This window comes from Paraburkholderia bannensis (genome assembly GCF_014200455.1).
Classification (GTDB): domain Bacteria; phylum Pseudomonadota; class Gammaproteobacteria; order Burkholderiales; family Burkholderiaceae; genus Paraburkholderia; species Paraburkholderia bannensis_A.
Genome location: NZ_JACHBW010000011.1, coordinates 121,578 through 141,247, shown reverse-complemented (window position 1 = coordinate 141,247; position 19,670 = coordinate 121,578). Strand labels below are relative to the sequence as shown.

15 protein-coding genes and 1 pseudogene are annotated in these 19,670 nt (G+C 63.8%); 10 read left to right on the top strand and 6 right to left on the bottom strand.

Translation table 11 applies throughout. The features are described 5' to 3' along the window. Nucleotides 1–131: 131 nt before the first annotated feature. Nucleotides 132–1,106 (bottom strand): AraC family transcriptional regulator, encoded by a 975-nt coding sequence (locus F4827_RS19475; protein ID WP_183726078.1) that lies wholly within the window; start codon nt 1,104–1,106, stop codon nt 132–134. A gap of 111 nt (nt 1,107–1,217) precedes the next feature. Here F4827_RS19475 and F4827_RS19470 point away from each other — a divergent pair, with 111 nt between their 5' ends. Beyond that, a complete protein-coding gene (locus F4827_RS19470; RefSeq protein WP_183726076.1) occupies nt 1,218–2,639 on the top strand; it encodes a cytochrome P450 in 1,422 nt (473 codons plus the stop codon). A gap of 42 nt (nt 2,640–2,681) precedes the next feature. Next, nucleotides 2,682–4,052: pseudogene (locus tag F4827_RS19465) on the top strand (NRAMP family divalent metal transporter). A 125-nt stretch (nt 4,053–4,177) separates the two neighbouring features. Here F4827_RS19465 and F4827_RS19460 read toward each other — a convergent pair. Next, the gene (locus F4827_RS19460) at nt 4,178–4,588 is read right to left on the bottom strand and encodes a DUF4148 domain-containing protein (RefSeq protein ID WP_260184604.1); all 411 of its coding nucleotides are present in this window, start codon (nt 4,586–4,588) and stop codon (nt 4,178–4,180) included. A 271-nt stretch (nt 4,589–4,859) separates the two neighbouring features. After that, nucleotides 4,860–6,014 carry a porin gene (locus F4827_RS19455; RefSeq protein ID WP_183726072.1) on the bottom strand — a complete coding sequence of 385 codons (1,155 nt, stop codon included), beginning with the start codon at nt 6,012–6,014 and terminating at the stop codon, nt 4,860–4,862. A gap of 973 nt (nt 6,015–6,987) precedes the next feature. Between F4827_RS19455 and F4827_RS19450 the strand changes: the two genes are divergently transcribed. Continuing rightward, nucleotides 6,988–9,399 (top strand): penicillin acylase family protein, encoded by a 2,412-nt coding sequence (locus F4827_RS19450; RefSeq protein WP_183726331.1) that lies wholly within the window; start codon nt 6,988–6,990, stop codon nt 9,397–9,399. A gap of 27 nt (nt 9,400–9,426) precedes the next feature. Here F4827_RS19450 and F4827_RS19445 read toward each other — a convergent pair whose 3' ends face one another. Next, nucleotides 9,427–10,401 (bottom strand): pentapeptide repeat-containing protein, encoded by a 975-nt coding sequence (locus tag F4827_RS19445; protein ID WP_311673883.1) that lies wholly within the window; start codon nt 10,399–10,401, stop codon nt 9,427–9,429. A gap of 34 nt (nt 10,402–10,435) precedes the next feature. On the opposite strand from F4827_RS19445, the gene F4827_RS19440 reads away from it, so the two are divergent. Further along, complete coding sequence (locus tag F4827_RS19440) at nt 10,436–10,864, top strand: hypothetical protein (RefSeq protein ID WP_183726070.1); 429 nt, start codon at nt 10,436–10,438, stop codon at nt 10,862–10,864. 166 nt (nt 10,865–11,030) lie between these two features. Then, nucleotides 11,031–12,158 carry an aminotransferase class V-fold PLP-dependent enzyme gene (locus F4827_RS19435; RefSeq protein ID WP_183726068.1) on the top strand — a complete coding sequence of 376 codons (1,128 nt, stop codon included), beginning with the start codon at nt 11,031–11,033 and terminating at the stop codon, nt 12,156–12,158. A 97-nt stretch (nt 12,159–12,255) separates the two neighbouring features. Here F4827_RS19435 and dinB read toward each other — a convergent pair whose 3' ends face one another. Together dinB and F4827_RS19425 are read right to left on the bottom strand one after the other, a co-directional pair. Next, on the bottom strand, nt 12,256–13,416 hold the full coding sequence (gene dinB, locus F4827_RS19430; RefSeq protein WP_183726066.1) for a DNA polymerase IV: 1,161 nt from the start codon (nt 13,414–13,416) through the stop codon (nt 12,256–12,258). Nucleotides 13,417–13,741: 325 nt separating this feature from the next. After that, entirely contained in the window at nt 13,742–15,133 is a 1,392-nt protein-coding gene (locus F4827_RS19425) for a PLP-dependent aminotransferase family protein (protein WP_183726063.1), read from the bottom strand. Between the two features lie 397 nt (nt 15,134–15,530). Between F4827_RS19425 and F4827_RS19420 the strand changes: the two genes are divergently transcribed. Genes F4827_RS19420 through F4827_RS19400 form a run of 5 tightly spaced genes read left to right on the top strand, consistent with a single transcriptional unit; the run spans nt 15,531 to nt 19,656 of the window. Next, the gene (locus F4827_RS19420; RefSeq protein ID WP_183726061.1) at nt 15,531–16,013 is read left to right on the top strand and encodes an MSMEG_0572/Sll0783 family nitrogen starvation response protein; all 483 of its coding nucleotides are present in this window, start codon (nt 15,531–15,533) and stop codon (nt 16,011–16,013) included. Nucleotides 16,014–16,024: 11 nt separating this feature from the next. Continuing rightward, on the top strand, nt 16,025–17,059 hold the full coding sequence (locus F4827_RS19415) for a Nit6803 family nitrilase (protein WP_183726058.1): 1,035 nt from the start codon (nt 16,025–16,027) through the stop codon (nt 17,057–17,059). Then, the gene (locus F4827_RS19410) at nt 17,010–18,131 is read left to right on the top strand and encodes an MSMEG_0568 family radical SAM protein (protein ID WP_183726056.1); all 1,122 of its coding nucleotides are present in this window, start codon (nt 17,010–17,012) and stop codon (nt 18,129–18,131) included. Before F4827_RS19415 ends, F4827_RS19410 begins: the two co-directional genes overlap by 50 nt. Further along, a complete protein-coding gene (locus F4827_RS19405; protein ID WP_260175307.1) occupies nt 18,128–18,652 on the top strand; it encodes an MSMEG_0567/Sll0786 family nitrogen starvation N-acetyltransferase in 525 nt (174 codons plus the stop codon). The genes F4827_RS19410 and F4827_RS19405 overlap by 4 nt, the downstream gene beginning before the upstream one ends. Further along, nucleotides 18,649–19,656: a sll0787 family AIR synthase-like protein gene (locus tag F4827_RS19400; RefSeq protein ID WP_183726052.1), complete on the top strand. Its 1,008-nt coding sequence runs from the start codon at nt 18,649–18,651 to the stop codon at nt 19,654–19,656. Before F4827_RS19405 ends, F4827_RS19400 begins: the two co-directional genes overlap by 4 nt. Nucleotides 19,657–19,670 lie beyond the last annotated feature (14 nt).

The window sequence follows — 19,670 nt, the reverse complement described above, 5'->3', positions numbered from 1 at the left end:
ACCCACGATATCAATGCGGCACGCCGTTGCACAGGTACAGTTTGCGATGATCGAAGCCAGCAATTGGCTCGTCGATCATGAGCGTGACGCTGGGCGCGTCGCCGACGCCCGGCTCTGGCGGCTGCGGGCCTTCACACCCACAAGCGATAGACCCAGAACGATTCGTCCTCGGCAAAGCGCCGCGCGAACTCGTTGGGAGAAAAGCCCGTGCTGCGTTTGACGGCACGGCTCAAATGCGCCTGATCGGCAAAGCCTTCGTCGTGCGCGATGGCTGCCCAATCCAGCGCCTCGCCGGCTTCATATTGCGCACGTACGTTGAAGAACAGGCCCTCCGTTTTGACGAGCGCTTGCCATTCGCGCAACGAGCGCCCGCTATACGCCTTGATGCGCCGTTCCACCTGCCGCGGGCTATGCGAGCGCCGCCATTCATGCGCCTGCCAGGCGAGCCGCCTGACCCAATAGCGGCCTGCCTCGCGCAGCGACGGAAGGATCGGACTCGCGCCGCTGAGCGCGCGCCAGCGCGGCGTCAGGTGATGCTGGAGCGCGGCGAGCGCTGCGGCGTCGCTGTCCGAATCGAGCAGCGCGTCGAATAGCGCGTGCCATGTGAGGCCGAGCAAGGCGCGCGCGTCGACGATCGCGTCCTGAATCGCGCCCAGATCGACCCCGAACAGGGCCTGCGCGGCATCCGCCTGGAAGCAGATCATGCCCATGCGGCCGTCGTTGCGCGCCCAGCATGTGCTGGGCCGGGAATGACTGCCCGATAGCACCACGGCCGCGTTGAACGGCGTCCAGATTGGGCCTTCACCTTCGCTTTTACCTTCACCGTCGCCGTAGCCGTCACCTTCGCCGCTCTGCTCGATGCGACCCGCATCGACGCCATGGAACCAGCTCAGGCTCACCATCGGCGTAGCAGGGAAATGCGTCAGACGTTGGGCGTCGCTCAGCTCGAAGCCGCGCGCATCGCGGCACAGCACGGCGACCACCGCGCCCTGCAGGCCGGGCGGCGCGAGATGAAGGCGCGCGTACGGCTGCCGCTCGCCCTGCGATACCCGCGGCGCGCGCGTGAGCGGATCGGGGTAGCCCGAAAGGGTTGGCATTGGATTCATGAGCGCGCAGTATAGGCAGGCGCAGTGAGACTGTCGATGTCGTTTGCGTTCAAGAAAACGCGCGCTTGCCGGTCCAGAATCGGGTCCATGATCATCAGGACTCGTGAAGCCATGACTATGCCCTCTGAGCATCAATGCCCGTTTCATCGCAGTTCGCCGCCGGATGCGGCGCCGGTGGGTTCCCGCCAAACCTGGCCGCCAGGTCCCAGGACGGGCCTCACCGGCTGGCGTCTGTTGATCGCCATGTCGCGCGATTTGCCCGGCACGTTGGCCGCGTGGCAAAAGGCCTACGGAGATATCGTGCATCTGCGTATCTGGCCCGAGCATGAGGTCGTGGTCGCCGATCCGCAACTCGCGCGCGAGCTGCTCGTAACGCATCACGATGCATTGATACGCTGGGAGCGCGGCATCCGCGTATTCTCGCAGGTCCATGGGCATAGCGTGCTGACCGCCGAAGGCGAGGCCTGGCGTAGCCGCCGTCACGCCCTGGTTCCGGGGTTTTTGCCCAAGGCCGTGGAAGGCTTTTCGCCAACGATTGTGACTGCGGCCACGCAGGCGTTTGCGCGGTGGCCGGGCGAAGACGCCAACTGGCCCATTGAGAGCGCGCTCACGATGCTGACCATGGACGTGATCCTCCAGATGGTCTTCTCCAGCCACATCGGCGAGGACGTGCGCGTGGCAGAGCAGGCCATCCGCGTGACCAGCGCGGCCGCCAACGCGGAATTCTACTGGCCGGCGAGCATGCCGGACTGGATGCCGTGGAAACGAAACAAGCGCAAATCGCTAAGGACTCTGAAGGATCTGATCGAGCGGCATTTGCAGCACCGCCTGAAGCTGGCGCGCGAGGCCTGGCCCGACGATCTGCTGACCCGTCTGCTGCAATCGCGCGACGATGGCACGGCTTTATCGATGCAGAACGTGCGCGACGAATGCATGACGATCTTCCTCGCAGGGCACGAAACCACGGCAGCGACGCTGGTGTGGTGGGCGTGGTGCATGGCGTCGAATCCGGATGCGCAACGCAGCGCGCGCGAGGAAGTCCAGCGTGTGCTGCAAGGTCGCGCGCCGAGCGCCGAAACCCTGCCGCAACTGGCTTATCTGGTGCAGACGCTCAAGGAGACCTTGCGGCTCTACCCTGTTGCGCCGCTGCTCATTAGCCGACGCGCCACGCGCGCCGTGCAACTGGGCGAGTGGACCTTGCCTGCGCGTACGCTGTTCATGATCCCCGTGCATCTGATGCATCGCGATCCGCGATGGTTTGCCGATCCCGAAGCGTTCCGTCCCGAGCGTTTCGCGAGCGATGCGCCCGGGGTGCCCGAGCCGCCGCGCGGCGCGTATATCCCGTTTGGCGCGGGGCCGCGTGTGTGCCTGGGGCAGCATCTGGCGATGAACGAGATGACGGTGATTGCCGCCATGCTGCTGCAACGCTTTACGCTGTCCGTGCCTGCTGGCGCAGCACCGCCGCGCCCGGTGCTCAATGTGACGCTGCGGCCCGAACTGCCGATGCATCTGGCGATAATGCAACGGCGCTGATTGCGCAGAGTGGGTGCGTGAGCTGGCGTCCGCGCGCGAGCAATGCGCGAGCCTGCCGGATCAGCGCGCGTTCACTCGGGCGCTACAATCGCCCGACGCCTTGAAGAACCTTCGCATACGCCTGCCGCAACTACATCCTTTCAAAAAAGCATGGCCCGTTTCTCTTTGCACAATGCGAGCCTGGCTGCCGGGCTTACCCGGCTCGCGACATGGGGCCCAGGATTGCTCGTCATGCTGGCGGACTGCGATGCCGGCAATGTCGTGACGGCTGCGCAGGCGGGCGCGCAAGCGGGCCTGCGATTGTTGCCGGTGCTGCTGGCGCTCGTGCCGCTGCTGTACATGGTTCAGGAACTGACCGTGCGGCTGGGCATCTTTACCGGTCGTGGCTTCGGTGAACTGGTGCGCGCGCGGTATGGCCCGCTCTGTGCGGGCCTGGCTGCAGCCGGGCTGATCGTGGCGGTGGTCGGCTCGCTCGTGACCGAGTTCACCGGTGTAGCCGGTGTGGGCGAAATGTTTGGCGTATCGCGCGCCGTTTCACTGCCGCTTGCGGTGGCGGCGCTGTTTGGCATCGTGCTGACGGGCTCGCATCGGCGCGTCGACCGTATCGCCATTGCCATCGGCGTTTTCGATCTGGCGTTTTTCGCCGTCGCGTGGAGCGCTCGCCCGTAATTCCCTCTCATGGTGCGGGAAATGACGCAATTGCCGATTGGCGATCGCGAATTCGGCTACCTCGCGGCGGCGCTGATTGGCGCAACGTTCAATTCCTGGATGGTGTTCTATCAACAGGCCGCGGTGGCGGACACGGCCGGCGTGGCCGCGTCCGGCGCGAAGGATCTCACATCGGCAAGAATCGAAACCGCGGTGGGCGCGGTGCTGACGCAATTGCTGACGGGTGCTGTGCTGGTTGCGGCTGCAGCGACGTTGTCGGCGCATGGGCAGTCGCGCTCGCTGGGCAGCATCGGCGAAATCGGCAATGCGCTGGCGGCCGAACTCGGTCCATTTGCAGGGCGTCTTCTGTTTGGCGTGGGCGTGTTGGGCGCGGCGCTGGTGGCGGCCATCGTGAGTTCGCTGGCGCTTGCCTGGGGGCTTGGCGAAGTATTGGGCTACAAGAGCTCGCTCGAAGCGCGCCCGACGCGCGCGCCGTGGTTTTACGCGGCCTACGCGCTGTCCGTCGCGGGGAGCGCCTGTTTCGTGTGGCTTTCGCCGGATCTGGTCTCGCTGAACGTGGCGGCGCAGGTGGTCAATGCGTTGATGTTGCCGTTCGTGGTGGTGATGCTGGTGGCGCTTGGCGTGACGGTATTGCCCAAACCGCACCGGCCGCGGGGGCTTTATCCGTGGCTCGTGATCGCCGTGGGTTCGATCGTCAGCGCGGCAGGTGTCTGGGGCGCGATTCGGGGATGGCGTCCCATGTAGACTGAGGGCCTGACGCTTGCGCTGGTTCCCGGCATTCGAAATCGATATGACGCAACGCGCGGCATCTTCTGAATGCCGCGCGATGGCTGATGCTGGCGATGCGCCTTATTACACGGCGTACCCGATCAATTGCCGAAGTAGGTCGGCTTCATTCCCGGTGCGCCAGTGTGTGCGGGTTGTGCCGGTCGTGCGGGTTGCACGGGTGCACCCGCTGCGTCGGAACCCGACATCACGCCGCCGTATCCGCTGCTGGCTGGCGGCGTGTACTCGCCGCTGGCGACTTCACGCACCTGTTCCTGACCGACTCGCGCTTCGGCGGCCTGCAACTGGCGCGGATACGAGGCCTGATCGCCCACTGAAGTGTCGTAACCCGAATGCTCCAGACGCGCCTGGTCCTGTTTGACCTGCGCGCGCGTAAGCGCGTCGTTGCCGGCGAGACCGGGTTCGACGATCGGCGTCTGGGCCTGCGCGAGCGCGGCGAGCGGTACGGCAAAGAGTGCCGCGACCGCGGCAAGGTGCTTGATCGACTTCATCATCGTTCTCCTATGGAGTGGCGAAAGGTACGCTCACTAGAGCATGTGCTGTGCCACGACGGCGGCAATCGACGCAATCGACGCAAGCGACGAAACATGCCGCATGAAGATTCGATGCGCGCGCCACGAAATAGGGCGCAAGTATTGAGACATCGATGGATCCAGGCGCTTCGCGCGCGGACCATAAAAAACGCCCGCAGCGCTGGAAGCGTTGCGGGCGTCCTTGCACGTTGCGGCTGGACGAATTCAGCCGCACGCACATTCGAGGCTTCGCTTAGAAGCGGTGACGCAGGCCCAGGTTCACGAGGGTCTGCGAGCCCGTGCCGGCGTAGCCATACGAGCCGATCGACGCCTGCGCCGAGGTCACGAGGCCCGTGTCCGCGTCGCGCGTCGTTCCGCTTGCGTGCTGGTAAGCCGCCGTCACGTAGACATCGGTGCGCTTCGACAGGTTGTAGTCGCCGCCCAGCGAGAACTGATGGTAGTTCGCCGAGGTGTCGCCGCTTGCGTGCGTGTAGCTGTAGCCAGCGCCGACCAGCAGGGCCGGGGTTGCCTGGTATGCGAGGAAACCTTGAGCCGTGTTGTACTTCTGCTTGCTGTCGAACGCCGAGTTTGCGTCTGCAGCGTATTGGGCGTTGCTGTAGCCAGCGCCCAGGATGAACGAGCCGATCGTGTACTGCGCGGCCACGCGTGCGATCTGCAGCGAGTGCGCCGTTGCGTAGCCGTTGTTGATCGGGCCGTCGAACGTGCCGTCCGAGGTGCTCGACCAGGTGGTGCGCTCGCCTGCGCTGTTGGCCGCGTAGTAGTAGCCAGCGGCAACAGCCAGCGGGCCGTTGTTGTACGCGAGCGCTGCCGAGTACGACTGCTTCGAACCCGTCGAACCCGCCACGCCGCCGAACGAGTACATGACTTCAGCCTGCAGGCCGCGATAGATCGGCGATGCGTACTTGACTGCGTTGTTCACGCGGAAGCTGTTGTCGTAGTTGTCGACGTCGCCGGCCGTGGCGAACACCGAGCCGAAGTAGTTGTCGGCGGTGATGCCCTGGATCAGGTCGACCAGCGGGTCATACTGACGGCCCAGCGTAACCGTACCGAACTGGTCGCTGGCAAGACCGACAAACGACTGGCGGCCGAACAGCGCGCCGCCTTGGCCCGAAGCGCCCGTCGACGGGTTGAAGCCGCTTTCGAGCTGGAAGATTGCCTTCAGGCCGCCGCCCAGGTCTTCCGAGCCCTTCACGCCCCAGCGCGAACCGGCCAGGTTGCCGTAGCTGCTGTTGCCCAGCGCCCAGAGGTTCTTGCTGCCGCTTGCGTGGCTGACGTAGGTGAGCGAGGTATCGACAACACCGTAGAGCGTGACGCTCGATTGTGCGTGGGCGACACCGGCGATGCCGAACGCGGCAAACGCTGCGAGAGTAAGGGCGCGTGATTTCATCTGTAACTCCGATTTGTTGTGGAACTGCTTTTGATTCGAGGCCCGAAGGCTATATTGCGCATTGGTATCCATGCAAGACCCAATAAAAAATTCGTAGCAAAATTGTGACACCGCTGATAATCCAGCCCGATTGAAGCGAAGACGTTGCGGGCGCAATTAGTTTTATCGAATCAATGGTTTGAGCGAGAAAGGAGCACGTGCGGCGGGAGAATATTACGCGCCGGGAAGATTTAAGTATGAGCCGTAAGATTTGCGGCCGTTTAGGGCCGGGCCGCTCGGAGATTGCGGGTGTGTCGAGTATGACGAGGCGGCGAAAATGGCCTGAAACAGGGGAAATTTGCGACGAATACGCACAATGAAAAAAAGCCCCGCTGCAAGAGCGGGGCTATAAAGCGTGGATAACTGTTTGAAACAAAAACAGTTGGGCGCATTGTATGGCAAGCGAATCTACGTATAAATTCAATTTCAGCAATAATCTGGTGACGGAAATGCGGTGGTGCGTAATCGTCAATTGTGCGCTCCGCTACTTTCCAGTGTGTTTGGGTGCGGGCTGGCCGATGCCGCGAATTAGTCATCTCATTGCGGTGTCATGCCATGACTTGCCACGCTTGATCGCTATGCGCTGATGGATTGCGAATGTCGAACGCGCCGTAGCGGATGTCCCGTGTGATTTTGCGTATTGGTCATCGATCCGGATGGCGATGTCGAACACGCAAGGCGCGGCAAATGCGTTGCGGGTAACGGCTTAAGCTGCCCGCCGCTTTCGGCTATAGTGAGCCGGCCGTAAGCGTTGAGCGAACGCCGGTCTGCGGGGCGCGATTGCGTAAGTTTCGCGCCGCCACACAACATCGACCCTTCCAAGTAGGCCCAAACCGTGTCGCGCGCCATTCACAAAGATCCTGTCGGGCCTGGCTTCCGCAAGCGGCGCCGAACCTGGCCGAAGGTCGTGCTGGTTGTCGTCATCGTCGTTCTGATGGCTATCGTTCAGGCAGGCTGGCTGATACTGCGTGCCAGCCTGCCTGAGCTGGACGGCACACAGCCCGCGCCGCTTGGCGCAGCGGTGACGATTCAACGCGACGCGCTGGGCGTGCCGACGGTGGAAGGCCTCACGCGCGGCGATGTTGCCTATGCGAGCGGCTTTCTTCATGCGCAGGACCGCTTCTTCCAGATGGATCTGCTGCGGCGGGTGGCGGCCGGCGAGATGGGTGCGCTCATCGGGGCAGCGGCGCTCCCGCTGGACCGGCGTGATCGGCCCTTGCGGTTTCGGGTGCACGCGCAGGCCGCGCTGGCCGCATTGCCTGCGGATCAGCGGCAACTGATCGAACGCTACACGGCGGGTGTCAACGATGGCCTTCGGTCCCTGCGGGCGCGGCCGTTCGAATACTGGTTGCTGCGCACGCAACCGGCGCCCTGGCGCGCCGAGGATACGCTGCTTGTGGTGTACGCGATGTACTTCGATCTGCAATACGAGCAGGTCAGTCGCGAGCTATCGCGAGCGGCGTTGCGCGAGCGCGTTCCCGCCGATCTGCTCGCGTTCCTGCTGCCGCGGACCAGCCACTGGGATGCGCCGCTCGATGGTGCAAGCGGTGCAAGCGGTGAAAGCGGCCCCGCTGAAACCGTCGCCGTGCCGGCATCGCCGCCGTGGCTGCGCGCTGAACGGTCCGCCATGGAAACTGAACCCGACGCTGGGTCGCAGGCATCAACACTGCTGGCTGGCGTGCCGGGTTTCGTCGACGCGGGGGCGGTGAGTTCGATGATCGGCAGCAACAGTTTCGCGGTCGACGGAGCGCACGGCACGCAAGGCGGCGCGCTGGTCGCGAGCGACATGCACCTGGGCCTGTCATTGCCGAACATCTGGTACAGGATCTCGCTGGTGTATCCCGCGCCCGATGGGGGCACGCGGCGCATCACGGGCGTGAGCCTGCCGGGTGCGCCGCTCGTGGTGGCGGGCAGCAACGGCCATATCGCGTGGGCGTTCACGAACAGCTACGGCCGCTTCGTCGATCTGATCGAATTGCAGCGCGATCCCGCCAGGCCGCAGCGCTACCATGTACCTGGCGGCGCGTGGGAGACCGCACAGGTGATCCACGAGCGCCTCGATGTAAAAGGCGGCGTGAGCGTCGATTTGCCGGTTACGCAAACGCGCTGGGGACCGCAACTCGTGGTCGGCAAGCACGCGTATGCGCTGCATTGGGTCGCGCAGGACCCGCAGGCGGTCAATCTGAATCTGGTGAATCTCGAAGGCCTCAAGAACGTGGCCGACGCCATCCACGCCGCCCCAACCTTCGGGCTGCCGACGCAGAACTTCACGGTGGCCGACGCGCAAGCTCATATCGGCTGGACGCTGGCCGGGCCGCTGCCACACTTTGTCGATCCGAACGCGAGCGCCGCAGCATTCGATGGATTGCCATTTAGTTCGGATACCTATGCAGGGTGGCAAGGCTATCTGTCCGTCGACGCCTATCCGGTGCTTCTGAATCCTGCCATCGGCCGTCTCTGGACCGCGAACAATCGCACCTTGCCTCTGAGCGAAGCGGTGCGGATTGGCGATGCGGGCACCGACCTGGGCGCGCGCGCCACGCAGATCCGCAACGACCTGCTGGCACTGTCGCGCGCCAGCGAACGCGACTTGCTGGCGGTGCAGACCGACGACCGCGCCGTCTGGATCGAATACTGGCGACGGGTTGTACTCGAAGCGCTGGACGCACGCGCGCTGGACGGGCATCCGGAGCGTGCGGAATTCCGGCGGCTGGTCGAGGGCTGGAACGGGCATGCGGATGTTGACGCCGTGGGCTACCGCTTGGTGCGAGCGTGCTATTTTTCGCTGTACGAAGCATGGTTCGGCGCGCTCGACAAGGATCTCGGCGCGGTCGCGCCCGAACTCAGCTATCGCGCGGCCAACACCCGCAACGGCGCGACGATGGAAATACTCGCCAGTCATCATGCGTGGATACCCGCTGGTTTTGCGGACTGGCGCGCCTTCATGCTCGACCGCATCGATCACTCGATCGCCCAGTTGCCGAAGGGCACGAGTCTCGCGCAAGCGCGTTGGGGCGAGCACAACCGCTCGACTATCGCACATCCATTCGCGCGCATGCTGCCAACGTGGCTACCCTGGGTGCGCGGCTGGCTCAGCGCACCGCCCGATCCGCTGCCCGGCGACATCAATATGCCGCGCGTGCAGTTACCGGCGTTTGGCGCATCGGAGCGTTTCGTGGTGTCGCCAGGACGTGAAAAGGAGGGCATCTTCGAGATGCCGGGCGGGCAGTCGGGCCATCCCATGTCGCCTTACTTCATCGCGGGGCATGAAGCGTGGGTGCATGGCGCTGCCACGCCCTTTCTGCCGGGCCCGACGGTGCATACTCTGACGCTGCGCGCCGAGTAAGTGCAAATCAGCGCGGAGCCTGGCGGATCACATCACCCGCACGCCGCAGTCGCCAACCAGCGCGACCGCCTGATCGACGGACATTATCGTGCCTTTGAGATGCTGCAGCACGTCGGTCAGGCGCAAACCGCTCAGGTCTACCGAGCGCAGGTCCGCGCCGTCAAAGCGGCTGTTGCGCAGGAGGGCGTTTCGCAGGCTGCCGCCTTCGAAAACCGCATCGCGGAAGTCGCAGTTGGACAGATCGGCATCGGAGAAATTCAATCCTTCGAGCGTCTGTTTGCGAAACGAGAGTCCCCGCAGATCGGCCCCGACCAGCAGCGAATCGTGAAAGACCAGCCCTAGCGTGCGGGCATCGACAAAGCGCGCGCCAGTGAGTTTCACGCCAGTAAATGTCGCCGATGCGAGTTTTGCGCCGGTCCAGTCGCAATTGTTCAGGTCGCTCTGGCAAAAGCGCGCGTCGCTCGCATTGGCGTAGCGCAAGCGGGCTGCGGAGCCTTTGCATGCCAGCCAGCGGCTTCTCGATAGATCGCAATGTTCGAGGATGGTTTGCGCGAAGCTGCAGCGCGTGAATCGCGCGCCCCGGAAGTCTAGCCTGGAGAGGTCTTCGCCGCTGAAATCGCAGTGCTCGAAGATCGGCGCGTCGCCGCATTCGCGAAGCAGGCGGGCGAGGCTGTCGCGCTCGAAGGTCAACTCGCTGAAGCGCTTTCCCTCTGCGGCGGCCGGTTCTGTGGTGTTGCTGCGCATCTGTGCAGACTCCTCATGGCGAGGGGCGCGCGGCGTTATGTCCACAGCGCGTCCCCTCAACTTGGTCAAAGTAAGGTTGACGCCGCGGCGTAGTAAGAACCCAGCAAGAAGCAAGCTAGAAGCAAGCAAGAAGCCAGCAAGGAATCTTGCAACTGGGCGCAGGAGATACCAACCTGCCACTCTATTTTCGGCGGAGAGGATTTTATCGTCCTCGCGCGGCAGGCGACAAGAGCGGGAGTCATCCCATTGCCGCTGCAACAGGCTATGCTGCGGGTTCGCTCAGGAGAAAGACATGGCAGAAAACTGGCAATTCCAGATCCGGATTAAGGTCACGCCCGAACTGGCCGAGCTGCTTCGTTCGAACGCTCCAGGCAAGCAGCGCGATCTACTCGACGCGCTCCTGCGCGAAGGCAACGCCACATTGAAGTGCCAGTACGATGCATTCGCCGATTATGTGGCTGAAGCGGAGCATGCAGGCCGTGAGCACTATCCGCTTTATCAGTGGACCAAAGATACGATCGACAACCCCACGAAAAAAGCCAAATATCTGCAGTCCTTCACGGTGTATGTGGACGGCAGCGAGGTCTATGACAAGGACTGCGCCGACTGGCTGCAGGCGCGCCTTTCAGCACTGGCCGAGGAGGGCGAGGTGGGCATCGAAAGCGTCAGCCGCTACGACACGAACCCGGCCAATAATCCGCAACCGCCCGCGCATGGGTGATTCAGATGGCGCTGCGTTCTGCTGCATCGCATCATCGCCACGGCCTGGCCGGCTTTCGATAGAATCGGTTTTCGTCGGCGCAGAACAAGCAAATTTGCATGGTTGGCGCGGTATCGGTGCACTCGCTGCCGCGGCCCACAATGTTCATCCCATATCGGAGGCGAGCGTGCCAGGTTTACTCCCCAATGTCGATCGCGAGGGGCTCCTCGAATATTCAGTGGTCTACACCGACCGCTCGATCAATCATATGTCGCAGCTGTTCCAGGGCGTCATGCGCGACCTGTCCGCTTCACTGAAAAAAGTCTATAACGCGAAGGCCGTTGCTATCGTGCCGGGCAGCGGGACCTTCGGCATGGAGGCGGTGGCGCGGCAGTTTGCGACCGACAAAAAGTGTCTGGTCATCCGCAATGGCTGGTTCAGTTTCCGCTGGACGCAGATCTTCGACATGGGCAACATCCCGTCGGAATCGATCGTGCTGAAGGCGCGTCCACTCGAAGAGGGCAGGCAGGCCGCCTGGGCGCCGCCGCCCATCGACGAAGTGGTCGCGGCCATCAAGGCAAACAAGCCGGATCTGGTGTTCGCGCCGCACGTCGAAACCGCAGCCGGCATGCTGCTGCCCGACACGTATCTGCGTGCGGTGGCCGATGCCGTGCACGCGGTGGGCGGCATGTTCGTACTCGATTGCATCGCCTCCGGCACGATCTGGGTGGACATGGAAGCCACTGGCGTCGATATCCTGATCAGTGCGCCGCAGAAGGGCTGGAGCGCGTCGCCGTGCTGCGGGCTCGTGATGTTCAGCCCGCTCGCGCGCGAACGAATCGATTCGACCACGAGCACCAGCTTCGCCTGCGATCTGCGCAAATGGCTGCAGATCATGGAGACCTACGAGGGCGGCGGTTTTGCCTATCACGCCACGATGCCCACGGACAGCCTTGCAATATTGCGCGACGTGATGAAGGAAACCGAGGCCTACGGCTTCGAAAAGGTGCGCACGGAGCAACTCGAACTTGGCAGGCGTATTCGTGCGCTGCTGACCGAAAAGGGCTTCAGGAGCGTGGCGGCAGAGGGCTTTCAGGCGCCGGGCGTGGTGGTCAGCTATACCGACGACGACGGCATTCGCTCCGGCAAGAAGTTTGCCGACGCCGGTTTGCAGATCGCGGCCGGCGTTCCCCTGCAATGCGATGAACCGGCAGACTTCAAGACCTTCCGCATTGGGCTTTTCGGCCTGGACAAACTGCACGACATCGAAGGCGCGGTCGCGAGATTTGCCAAGGCGCTGAACAGTTTCGAATGAATCGATTAAAGCGATTAAAGCGATTAAAGCGATTAAAGCGATTAAAGCGATTGGGGCGATTCGATCGATTCAATCGCAATGTGCTGGCGCATGCCGGTTAGCCGTCGAACGGCAACTCGCATTGCGTCGGCACTTTCGCCGGTGTCTCGCCCGTGGCAGGTTCGAGAGAACCGATGCGCACCCCGATAAGGCGAATACGCCGGTCCAGCGTCACCCGCTTCAAACACTCTCCCACCGCGCGCCGTATGGAAGCTGCATCCGCTACCGGCTCTGGCAGCGACAGATCGCGCGTGACGATCTTGAAGTCCGCGAACTTGATTTTCAGGCCCACCGTGCGGCCGCGATAACCCTTGCGTTGCAGGTCTTCGGTGACGCGTTCGCACAGACGCGTGAGCGCCGGCGTCAGCGTGGCGCGGTCGCGGGTGACGTGCATATCGCGCTCGAAGGTGGTTTCGCGGCTCATCGATTTCGGCTCCGACGACACCACCACTTCACGCTCATCGAGCCCGCGCGCGACGCTGGCCAGCCACGCCGCGTAGGTGCGCCCGAAATGCTCCTGCAACAGCCCCGGGTCCGCTGCGGCCAGATCGCCGATCGTACCGATGCCGATGCTCGCCAGCCGGTCGCTTGCACGCGGGCCAATGCCATTGACCTTTTTCGCGGCCAGCGGCCAGATACGCGATTCGAGATCGTCCATCGAAAGAATCGTGAGCCCGTCGGGTTTGTCCAGTTCTGAACCGATCTTGGCAAGCAGCTTGTTGGGCGCAATCGCAATCGAGCAGGTGAGGCCGGTTGCTTCGCGCACCGCATCCTTGATGCGCTGGCCCAGCTCGCGCGATTCGCCTTCGACGTGAGTGAGATCGACGTAGATTTCGTCGATGCCGCGATCTTCGATCTGATCGGTAAAGGTGTGGACCGCGTCCTTGAAGAGGCGCGAGTAACGCCGATACGAATCGAAATCGGTCGGTAAAAGAATGGCGTCCGGCGCGAGTTGGGCGGCTTTCATCATGCCCATCGCGGAAAACACGCCGAACGCACGCGCTTCGTAGGTGGATGTGGTCACGACGCCGCGCCCGGCGTAGTCGCGCAACTTTGCGAAGCGGCGCGTGCCGTCGGCCAGCAGTTCCGGCGCGGCATTGCGGCCCCCGCCGATGACGACGGGTTTGCCGCGCAATTCAGGGTAGCGGAGCAGTTCTACGGAAGCGTAGAAAGCGTCCATGTCGACATGCGCGATGCGACGAGACGGTGGGGTGCTCACGTCGGCTGTCTGCCTGATGTCATGACGAAGCAGGGGCTGTATATTTATACAGTATTTTACTGACAGCGTGGGGATTAGGCAAGTTGCGCGAAAGTGGGCGCGTTAATCAAACTATTCGTTTTGGCACGATTTAAAGGCCATTTGAGGATCGGCGTTTCAAGGAGGCCGTGGGCCTCGCGCCGTTGGCCTCGTTGCAGAGCTTGCGCATCGAGGTCGACAAGCGCTTGCTGGAGAGCCGGCCTATTGCACTTGAAGCGGTGAGCCAGCATGTGGGTTGCACGGGTTTGCGCGATACCAGCTTGTGGTGTTGCCGTCATAGGCCGCGTTACAACATCGGCGAGTGCAGATGATCGGGATGATCGAGCATATCGGCCACCAGATGCAGCGAGTCTTCCATCGCCAGCACATCGCCCGGGCCGCCCAGACAGATCCGCACGGCGTTGGGCGGATTGCCGTCGGTGCTGAACGCCGCGCCCGACACCACGCCAATCTGCTTGGTGCGCAGATGCGACGCCAGTTCGGAAGCGCTCCAGCCCGTTTCCGTGGGCACCGTCAGCCAGAGGTGGAAGCAATCCTGCGAGGCCTCGATTTCACGACCGGCGAAGACTTGCGCGGCAATATGCTGGCGCACCGCGCATTCGGCGCGAATGGCTTCCAGCATCTGTTGCGCAAAACCGCTTTCGATCCAGCGCGCCGCCAGATACGACATATATGGGCTCGCCATCACCGTGGTGGCGCGCAACGACCCTGACAACCGTTCGGCATGGCGGGCGCTGGGCGCGACCACATAGGCCACACGCAATCCCGCGCCGAAGCACTTCGACATGCCGGTCACGTAGTAGGTCAACTCCGGCGCGAGCGTGGCGAGCGCGACGGGCGGCGTTTCGCACAGCATGCCGTAGGCGTCGTCCTCGATGATCGGTACGTCGTAGCGCAAGGCGATATCGGCGATATGCTCGCGGCGGTTCTGCGAAAGCGTGCGCGTGGTGGGGTTTTGCAGCGTGGGGTTGCAGTAGAGCACGCCCGGCTTGCGCGTCCTGCACAGCGCCTCGAAAGCATTGGCGTCGAGCCCTTCGTCGTCGCGCGGCAGCGGCGCGAGCGGCATGCCTAGCTGGTTGGCGATCACCTTGAGCCCCGGATATGCCAGGCAGTCCACACAAATAACCGTGCCAGGTTTCACCAGACGCAGCAGCAGCGCTACCAGCGCGTTGTGAATGCCGGGGCAGACCAGCACGGCATCGGCGCGATGCGACGGCACCGTATGGCGCAGCCACTGGCTGGCCACGCCGCGCTCGAATTGCGAGCCGCCAAAGTCCTGATAGCGCAGCAGCGACCACGCGTCGGCCGTGCCGATGATGCGCCCCGCCGATTGCGCGAGCAGTTCGGTCATCTCCGGAGGTTCGGGCGGCATGTTCATGGTCATTTCCAGCGCCGTGCCCGCGCTGAGCGGCAGCGCGGGCGGTCGCCCGCGCACATACGAGCCGCTGCCCGCGCGCGAATCGATCAGGCCGCGTTTGCGCGCTTCGGCATAGCCGCGCGCCAGCGTGGTGTAGTTGATCCTGAGGGCTTCCGAAAGATCGCGCAGCGCGGGCAGGCGGTCGCGCGGCCGTAGACGTCCGCTCGCCACGTCCTCTTCGATGAGATCGGGGATGGTCTGATAGACCGGCTTGTCGCTTTCCGAAAGCCGTTTGAGCCAATGCGCGGTGACGTTCGACATGGAATTTGACGGGTGCGTGCGCGTGAGACTACGCGGGAACAGGAGGAGGCGCGTTGAAATTTGCTCATTCATTCTAATGAGGATGTGCGCGAAAAATAAATCAATTGATCGCGCCATATCGCATTGAATGATCCGCTTTGATGCATGCGTGCACTGCATCGGCTACACCTTGCCCCACGGCAGGGCGCGCGCGCAAGCCCGCTATGTCGCTCGCGTGCCTTTGCGCACGGCGCGACGGGCGTCACAGAAAAAATCATTGCATGGATCATTCCAGCCACGCCGGATTGATCGGAACTTGATCGCATGCGGCGTGCCATTTGATGGCATGAGCGTTGCAAAAAGGAGTTTGCCGGCCACCGGTCGGACACGGTCCTCAATTCCTCCACGGAGTCACGCAATGCCCGCTATCACCATGCCTGCCCACAAGACCGGCGACTTCCTCGTCGATTACGAAGAGAAGGTGTTCGAGGACATCAAGGCGGAACCCGGCGAGAAAGCCCTCGTCACGTTCCATACGGTTGCGTTCGAAGGTTCCATTGGCTTCGTCAATATGCTTCAGGCCACGCGTTTGCAGCGCAAGGGCTTCGAGACCTCGATCCTGCTCTACGGCCCGGGCGTGATGCTGGGCGTCCAGCGCGGTTTTCCGACGCTGGGCGCGGAAGCCTTTCCGGGGCATCTGAACTTCAATAACCAGTTGATGAAATTCATGGCCGAAGGCGGCAAGGTCTACGCCTGCCGCTTCGCGCTGCAGGCGCTTTACGGGCAGACCGAAGCGGCGCTGATCGAGGGCGTGCGGGCGATCAATCCGCTCGACGTGCTCGATCTCAAGCTGCTGCATCGCAAGTCGAATGCGCTCGTGATCGATACCTGGACCGTCTGAGCGCGAGCGCCATGTCCACGTCATCCACTTCATCGGCGAGACGCATCGTGCGGGCGGCGGCGGTGCAGATCGCGCCCGATCTCGAATCGGGCATGGGCACGCTCGCGCGCGTGGGCGATTCGATCGTCGCCGCCGCGCGCGAAGGCGTGCAGCTTGTGGTGTTCCCCGAAACCTTTCTGCCGTACTACCCGTATTTTTCGTTCGTACTGCCGCCCGTGCAGTCGGGCGCGGCGCATCTGCGCCTCTACGAGGAAGCGGTGACGATACCGGGCCCCGTGACCGGGACGGTGGCCGCGCTTGCGCGCGAATACGGCATGGTGATCGTGCTTGGCGTCAACGAGCGCGATCACGGCAGCCTCTACAACACGCAACTGATTTTCGACGCCGACGGCCAGCTCAGGCTCAAGCGCCGCAAGATCACGCCCACCTTTCACGAACGCATGATCTGGGGGCAGGGCGACGCCGCCGGTCTCAAGGTCGTGCAGACGGCGGTGGGCCGCGTGGGTGCGCTGGCGTGCTGGGAGCACTACAACCCGCTGGCCCGCTATGCGTTGATGACCCAGCACGAAGAGATCCATTGCAGCCAGTTTCCCGGCTCGCTGGTCGGGCCGATCTTCGCCGAGCAGATCGAAGTGACGATCCGTCATCACGCGCTCGAATCGGGCTGTTTCGTTGTGAACGCAACGGGGTGGCTCAGCGACGCGCAGATCGAATCCATCACCAGCGACCCGAAGTTGCAAAAGGCGCTGCGCGGCGGCTGCAACACGGCCATCGTCTCGCCCGAAGGCCAGCATCTGGCCGCGCCGTTGCGCGAAGGCGAGGGCATGGTGATCGCCGATCTCGACATGGCGCTGATCACCAAGCGCAAACGCATGATGGATTCGGTGGGGCATTATGCGCGGCCCGAATTGCTGAGTCTCGCCATCAACGAGCGGCCTGCCGCGCCCGTATTTTCCTTCGACCAGGCGGGCGCCGTCCCGTCATGGAGTGTGAACGATGAATGCCAGCGTCAATCTGCCGGAATCGAAGCTACAGCTTTTGACTGAGCTTCAGTCGAGCGGCCTGCGGCTCGCCGCGCCGCAAGCGGACGGGCTTTCCCGCCGGGGCGGCGCGGGGCCGTCCGACCACAAGGCCGTCGTGATCGACGGCGTCACGCTGATGGTGCCGGTGCATACGCACGGCGCGCATCAATCCGCGTTCGTCGCCAACGAGCCCGATGCGCAGGGCGTGAGCGTGCTCACGCGCGGCAGCATTCCGATCGCGCAGATTGCCTTCGCGAAGACGCCACGCTTTTACAAGCTGCAAACGCTCGATGGCGTGCCGTACTCGCACATCGCCACGCTGCACGGCACCGACGTGCTCGCCACCACGGTCCTGCAAACCTGCATCCGCTACGAGAGCCGCAAGAAAGCCTGCAAATTCTGCGCGATCGGGCAATCGCTCGCCGCGGGGCGTACGGTTGCGCACAAGACGCCCGAGCAACTGGCCGAAGTCGCGCGTGCGGCCGTGCTGCTCGACCACGTCAGGCACATGGTGCTGACGACCGGCACGCCGCCCACGCCCGATCGCGGCGCGGCGGTGTTGAGCGAAAGCGCCCGTGCGATCCGCCGCGCGGTCGACCTGCCGATCCAGGCGCAATGCGAGCCGCCCGACGACGACGCCTGGTTCGCCCGCATGCGCGAGGCGGGCGTGGATACGCTGGGGATGCACCTGGAAGTGCTGGGCGAGGCCGAACGCGCGCAGTTGATGCCTGGCAAGGCGACGGTGCCAGTGAGCCGCTATATGCAGGCGTTCGAAGCGGCGGTGCGGGTGTTTGGACGCGGCCAGGTGAGCACGTATATTCTCGCGGGCCTGGGCGACCCGCCACAACGCATTCTGGAGACTGCGCGCCAGCTCGTGGCAATCGGCGTGTATCCCTTCGTCGTGCCGTTCGTGCCGATTTCCGGCACGCCGCTCGAAGATCACGCGCCGCCCACGCCCGAACTCATGCGCTCGATCCTCGCGCCGCTTGGCGCGATGGTGCGCGAAGCCGGTCTGCGTGCGACCGATATCAAGGCCGGTTGCGGCAAATGCGGTGCGTGTTCGTCCTTGCAGGCGTTCGAAAAGGTGGCGGCATGAATACGGGCGATACGCAGGACATCGTGGTGCGCTGGGCACGCGAAGCGTGGGAAATCGACGGCGCGCTGGCGTTGCGGCGCAAGGTCTTCTGCGACGAGCAGGGCATTTTCGAGCACAACGACCGCGACGCCATCGACACCCATGCGCAATTGCTCGTCGCGGTCTGCGCGGCGAACGTGGTGGGCACCGTGCGCATTCACCGCCGTGACGCAGACGATCGCGGCAACGCCTGGTACGGCTCACGCCTTGCCGTGAGCGCAGCGTACCGGCGACATGGCGGCATCGGTGCGATGTTGATCCGGCTCGCGGTGAGCAGCGCGCACGCGCTTGGCTGCGAGGTGTTTCTCGCTCACGTGCAGGCACAGAATGCGCCGCTGTTTCAGCGGCTTCATTGGAGCACGCTCGAAGAGACGATGGTGTTCGGGCGGGCGCATCATCTGATGCAGGCGGATCTCGAACATTACCCGCCCTGCGCGACGCCGTACGAGGGCTTCGTGGTCGACCAGCGGAGGGCCGCATGACGCTCGATGAAATCGTGGCGAGTGTGCGTGCAAGCCGCGGCGTGGCGCACAAGACCGATATCGCGCCTGTGCTCGCAGCGCTTTGCGGTGACGACGCCACGCGCAGCGACGCCGCGGCGGTCATGGGCGCAGGCGACGATTGTGCCGCCTTGCCCGATGGCGATGGCTGGTTGCTGTTCGCCGCCGAAGGCATGGTGGGCGATCTGATCGAAGCGATGCCCTGGTTTGCCGGGTATTGCTCGGTGCTCGTGAACGTGAGCGATGTGTGCGCGATGGGCGGCCGCCCGCTGGCGGTCGTCGACGTGATCTGGAGCAATGGCCTCGCGCCCGCCGCGCCGGTGCTGGAAGGCATGGCGGCAGCAGCGCGGCAACTGGGCGTGCCGATTGTCGGCGGCCATAGCAACGCGCGCAGCGAGCGTACGCAACTCGCGGTGGCCATCCTGGGCCGCGCCAAACGGCTCCTGTCCAGCTTCGCCGCGCGCCCGGGCGAGCGGCTGATGATGGCCGTCGATCTGCGCGGCGCGTTCGTCGAACCTTATCCGTACTGGAACGCCGCCACCGAAGCGCCCGCTGCGCGCATTCGCGGCGATCTCGCGCTGCTGTCCGAGATCGCCGGGGAAGGGCTGTGCGAGGCCGCGAAGGACATCAGCATGGCCGGCATCGCGGGCACGGCGATGATGCTTGCGGAGTGCTCGCAGGTGGGCGCGCGCATCGATCTCGAACGCGTGCCGCGTCCCGCCGACGTCGACCTGTTGCGCTGGATGCAGGTCTTCCCGAGCTTCGGCTATCTGTTGAGCGTCGCGCCGCATCACGTGGATGCGGTGCGCGCACGCTTCGAAGGCCGGGGCATTGTGTGCGATGAAATCGGCGAGATTCACGCGGAGCCGACCATCGATTTGAGCTGGCGAGGGCAGACGCGCACGGCCTGGCGGCTCGACGAGCAAGCGTTCATCGTGCCTGCGGATCGGCGGGCCACGCGTGCGCTCTACGTAACGGCAAACTGAATTCATCAGGAGAA

What these genes read in the sequence shown, in the direction of transcription:
- F4827_RS19475 (WP_183726078.1), bottom strand. Translation starts at nt 1,106, where the DNA reads ATGAATCCAATGCCAACCCTTTCGGGCTACCCCGATCCGCTCACGCGC.
- F4827_RS19470 (WP_183726076.1), top strand. Translation starts at nt 1,218, where the DNA reads ATGACTATGCCCTCTGAGCATCAATGCCCGTTTCATCGCAGTTCGCCG.
- F4827_RS19460 (WP_260184604.1), bottom strand. Translation starts at nt 4,588, where the DNA reads ATGATGAAGTCGATCAAGCACCTTGCCGCGGTCGCGGCACTCTTTGCC.
- F4827_RS19455 (WP_183726072.1), bottom strand. Translation starts at nt 6,014, where the DNA reads ATGAAATCACGCGCCCTTACTCTCGCAGCGTTTGCCGCGTTCGGCATC.
- F4827_RS19450 (WP_183726331.1), top strand. Translation starts at nt 6,988, where the DNA reads ATGGCTATCGTTCAGGCAGGCTGGCTGATACTGCGTGCCAGCCTGCCT.
- F4827_RS19440 (WP_183726070.1), top strand. Translation starts at nt 10,436, where the DNA reads ATGGCAGAAAACTGGCAATTCCAGATCCGGATTAAGGTCACGCCCGAA.
- F4827_RS19425 (WP_183726063.1), bottom strand. Translation starts at nt 15,133, where the DNA reads ATGTCGAACGTCACCGCGCATTGGCTCAAACGGCTTTCGGAAAGCGAC.
- F4827_RS19420 (WP_183726061.1), top strand. Translation starts at nt 15,531, where the DNA reads ATGCCCGCTATCACCATGCCTGCCCACAAGACCGGCGACTTCCTCGTC.
- F4827_RS19415 (WP_183726058.1), top strand. Translation starts at nt 16,025, where the DNA reads ATGTCCACGTCATCCACTTCATCGGCGAGACGCATCGTGCGGGCGGCG.
- F4827_RS19410 (WP_183726056.1), top strand. Translation starts at nt 17,010, where the DNA reads ATGAATGCCAGCGTCAATCTGCCGGAATCGAAGCTACAGCTTTTGACT.
- F4827_RS19405 (WP_260175307.1), top strand. Translation starts at nt 18,128, where the DNA reads ATGAATACGGGCGATACGCAGGACATCGTGGTGCGCTGGGCACGCGAA.
- F4827_RS19400 (WP_183726052.1), top strand. Translation starts at nt 18,649, where the DNA reads ATGACGCTCGATGAAATCGTGGCGAGTGTGCGTGCAAGCCGCGGCGTG.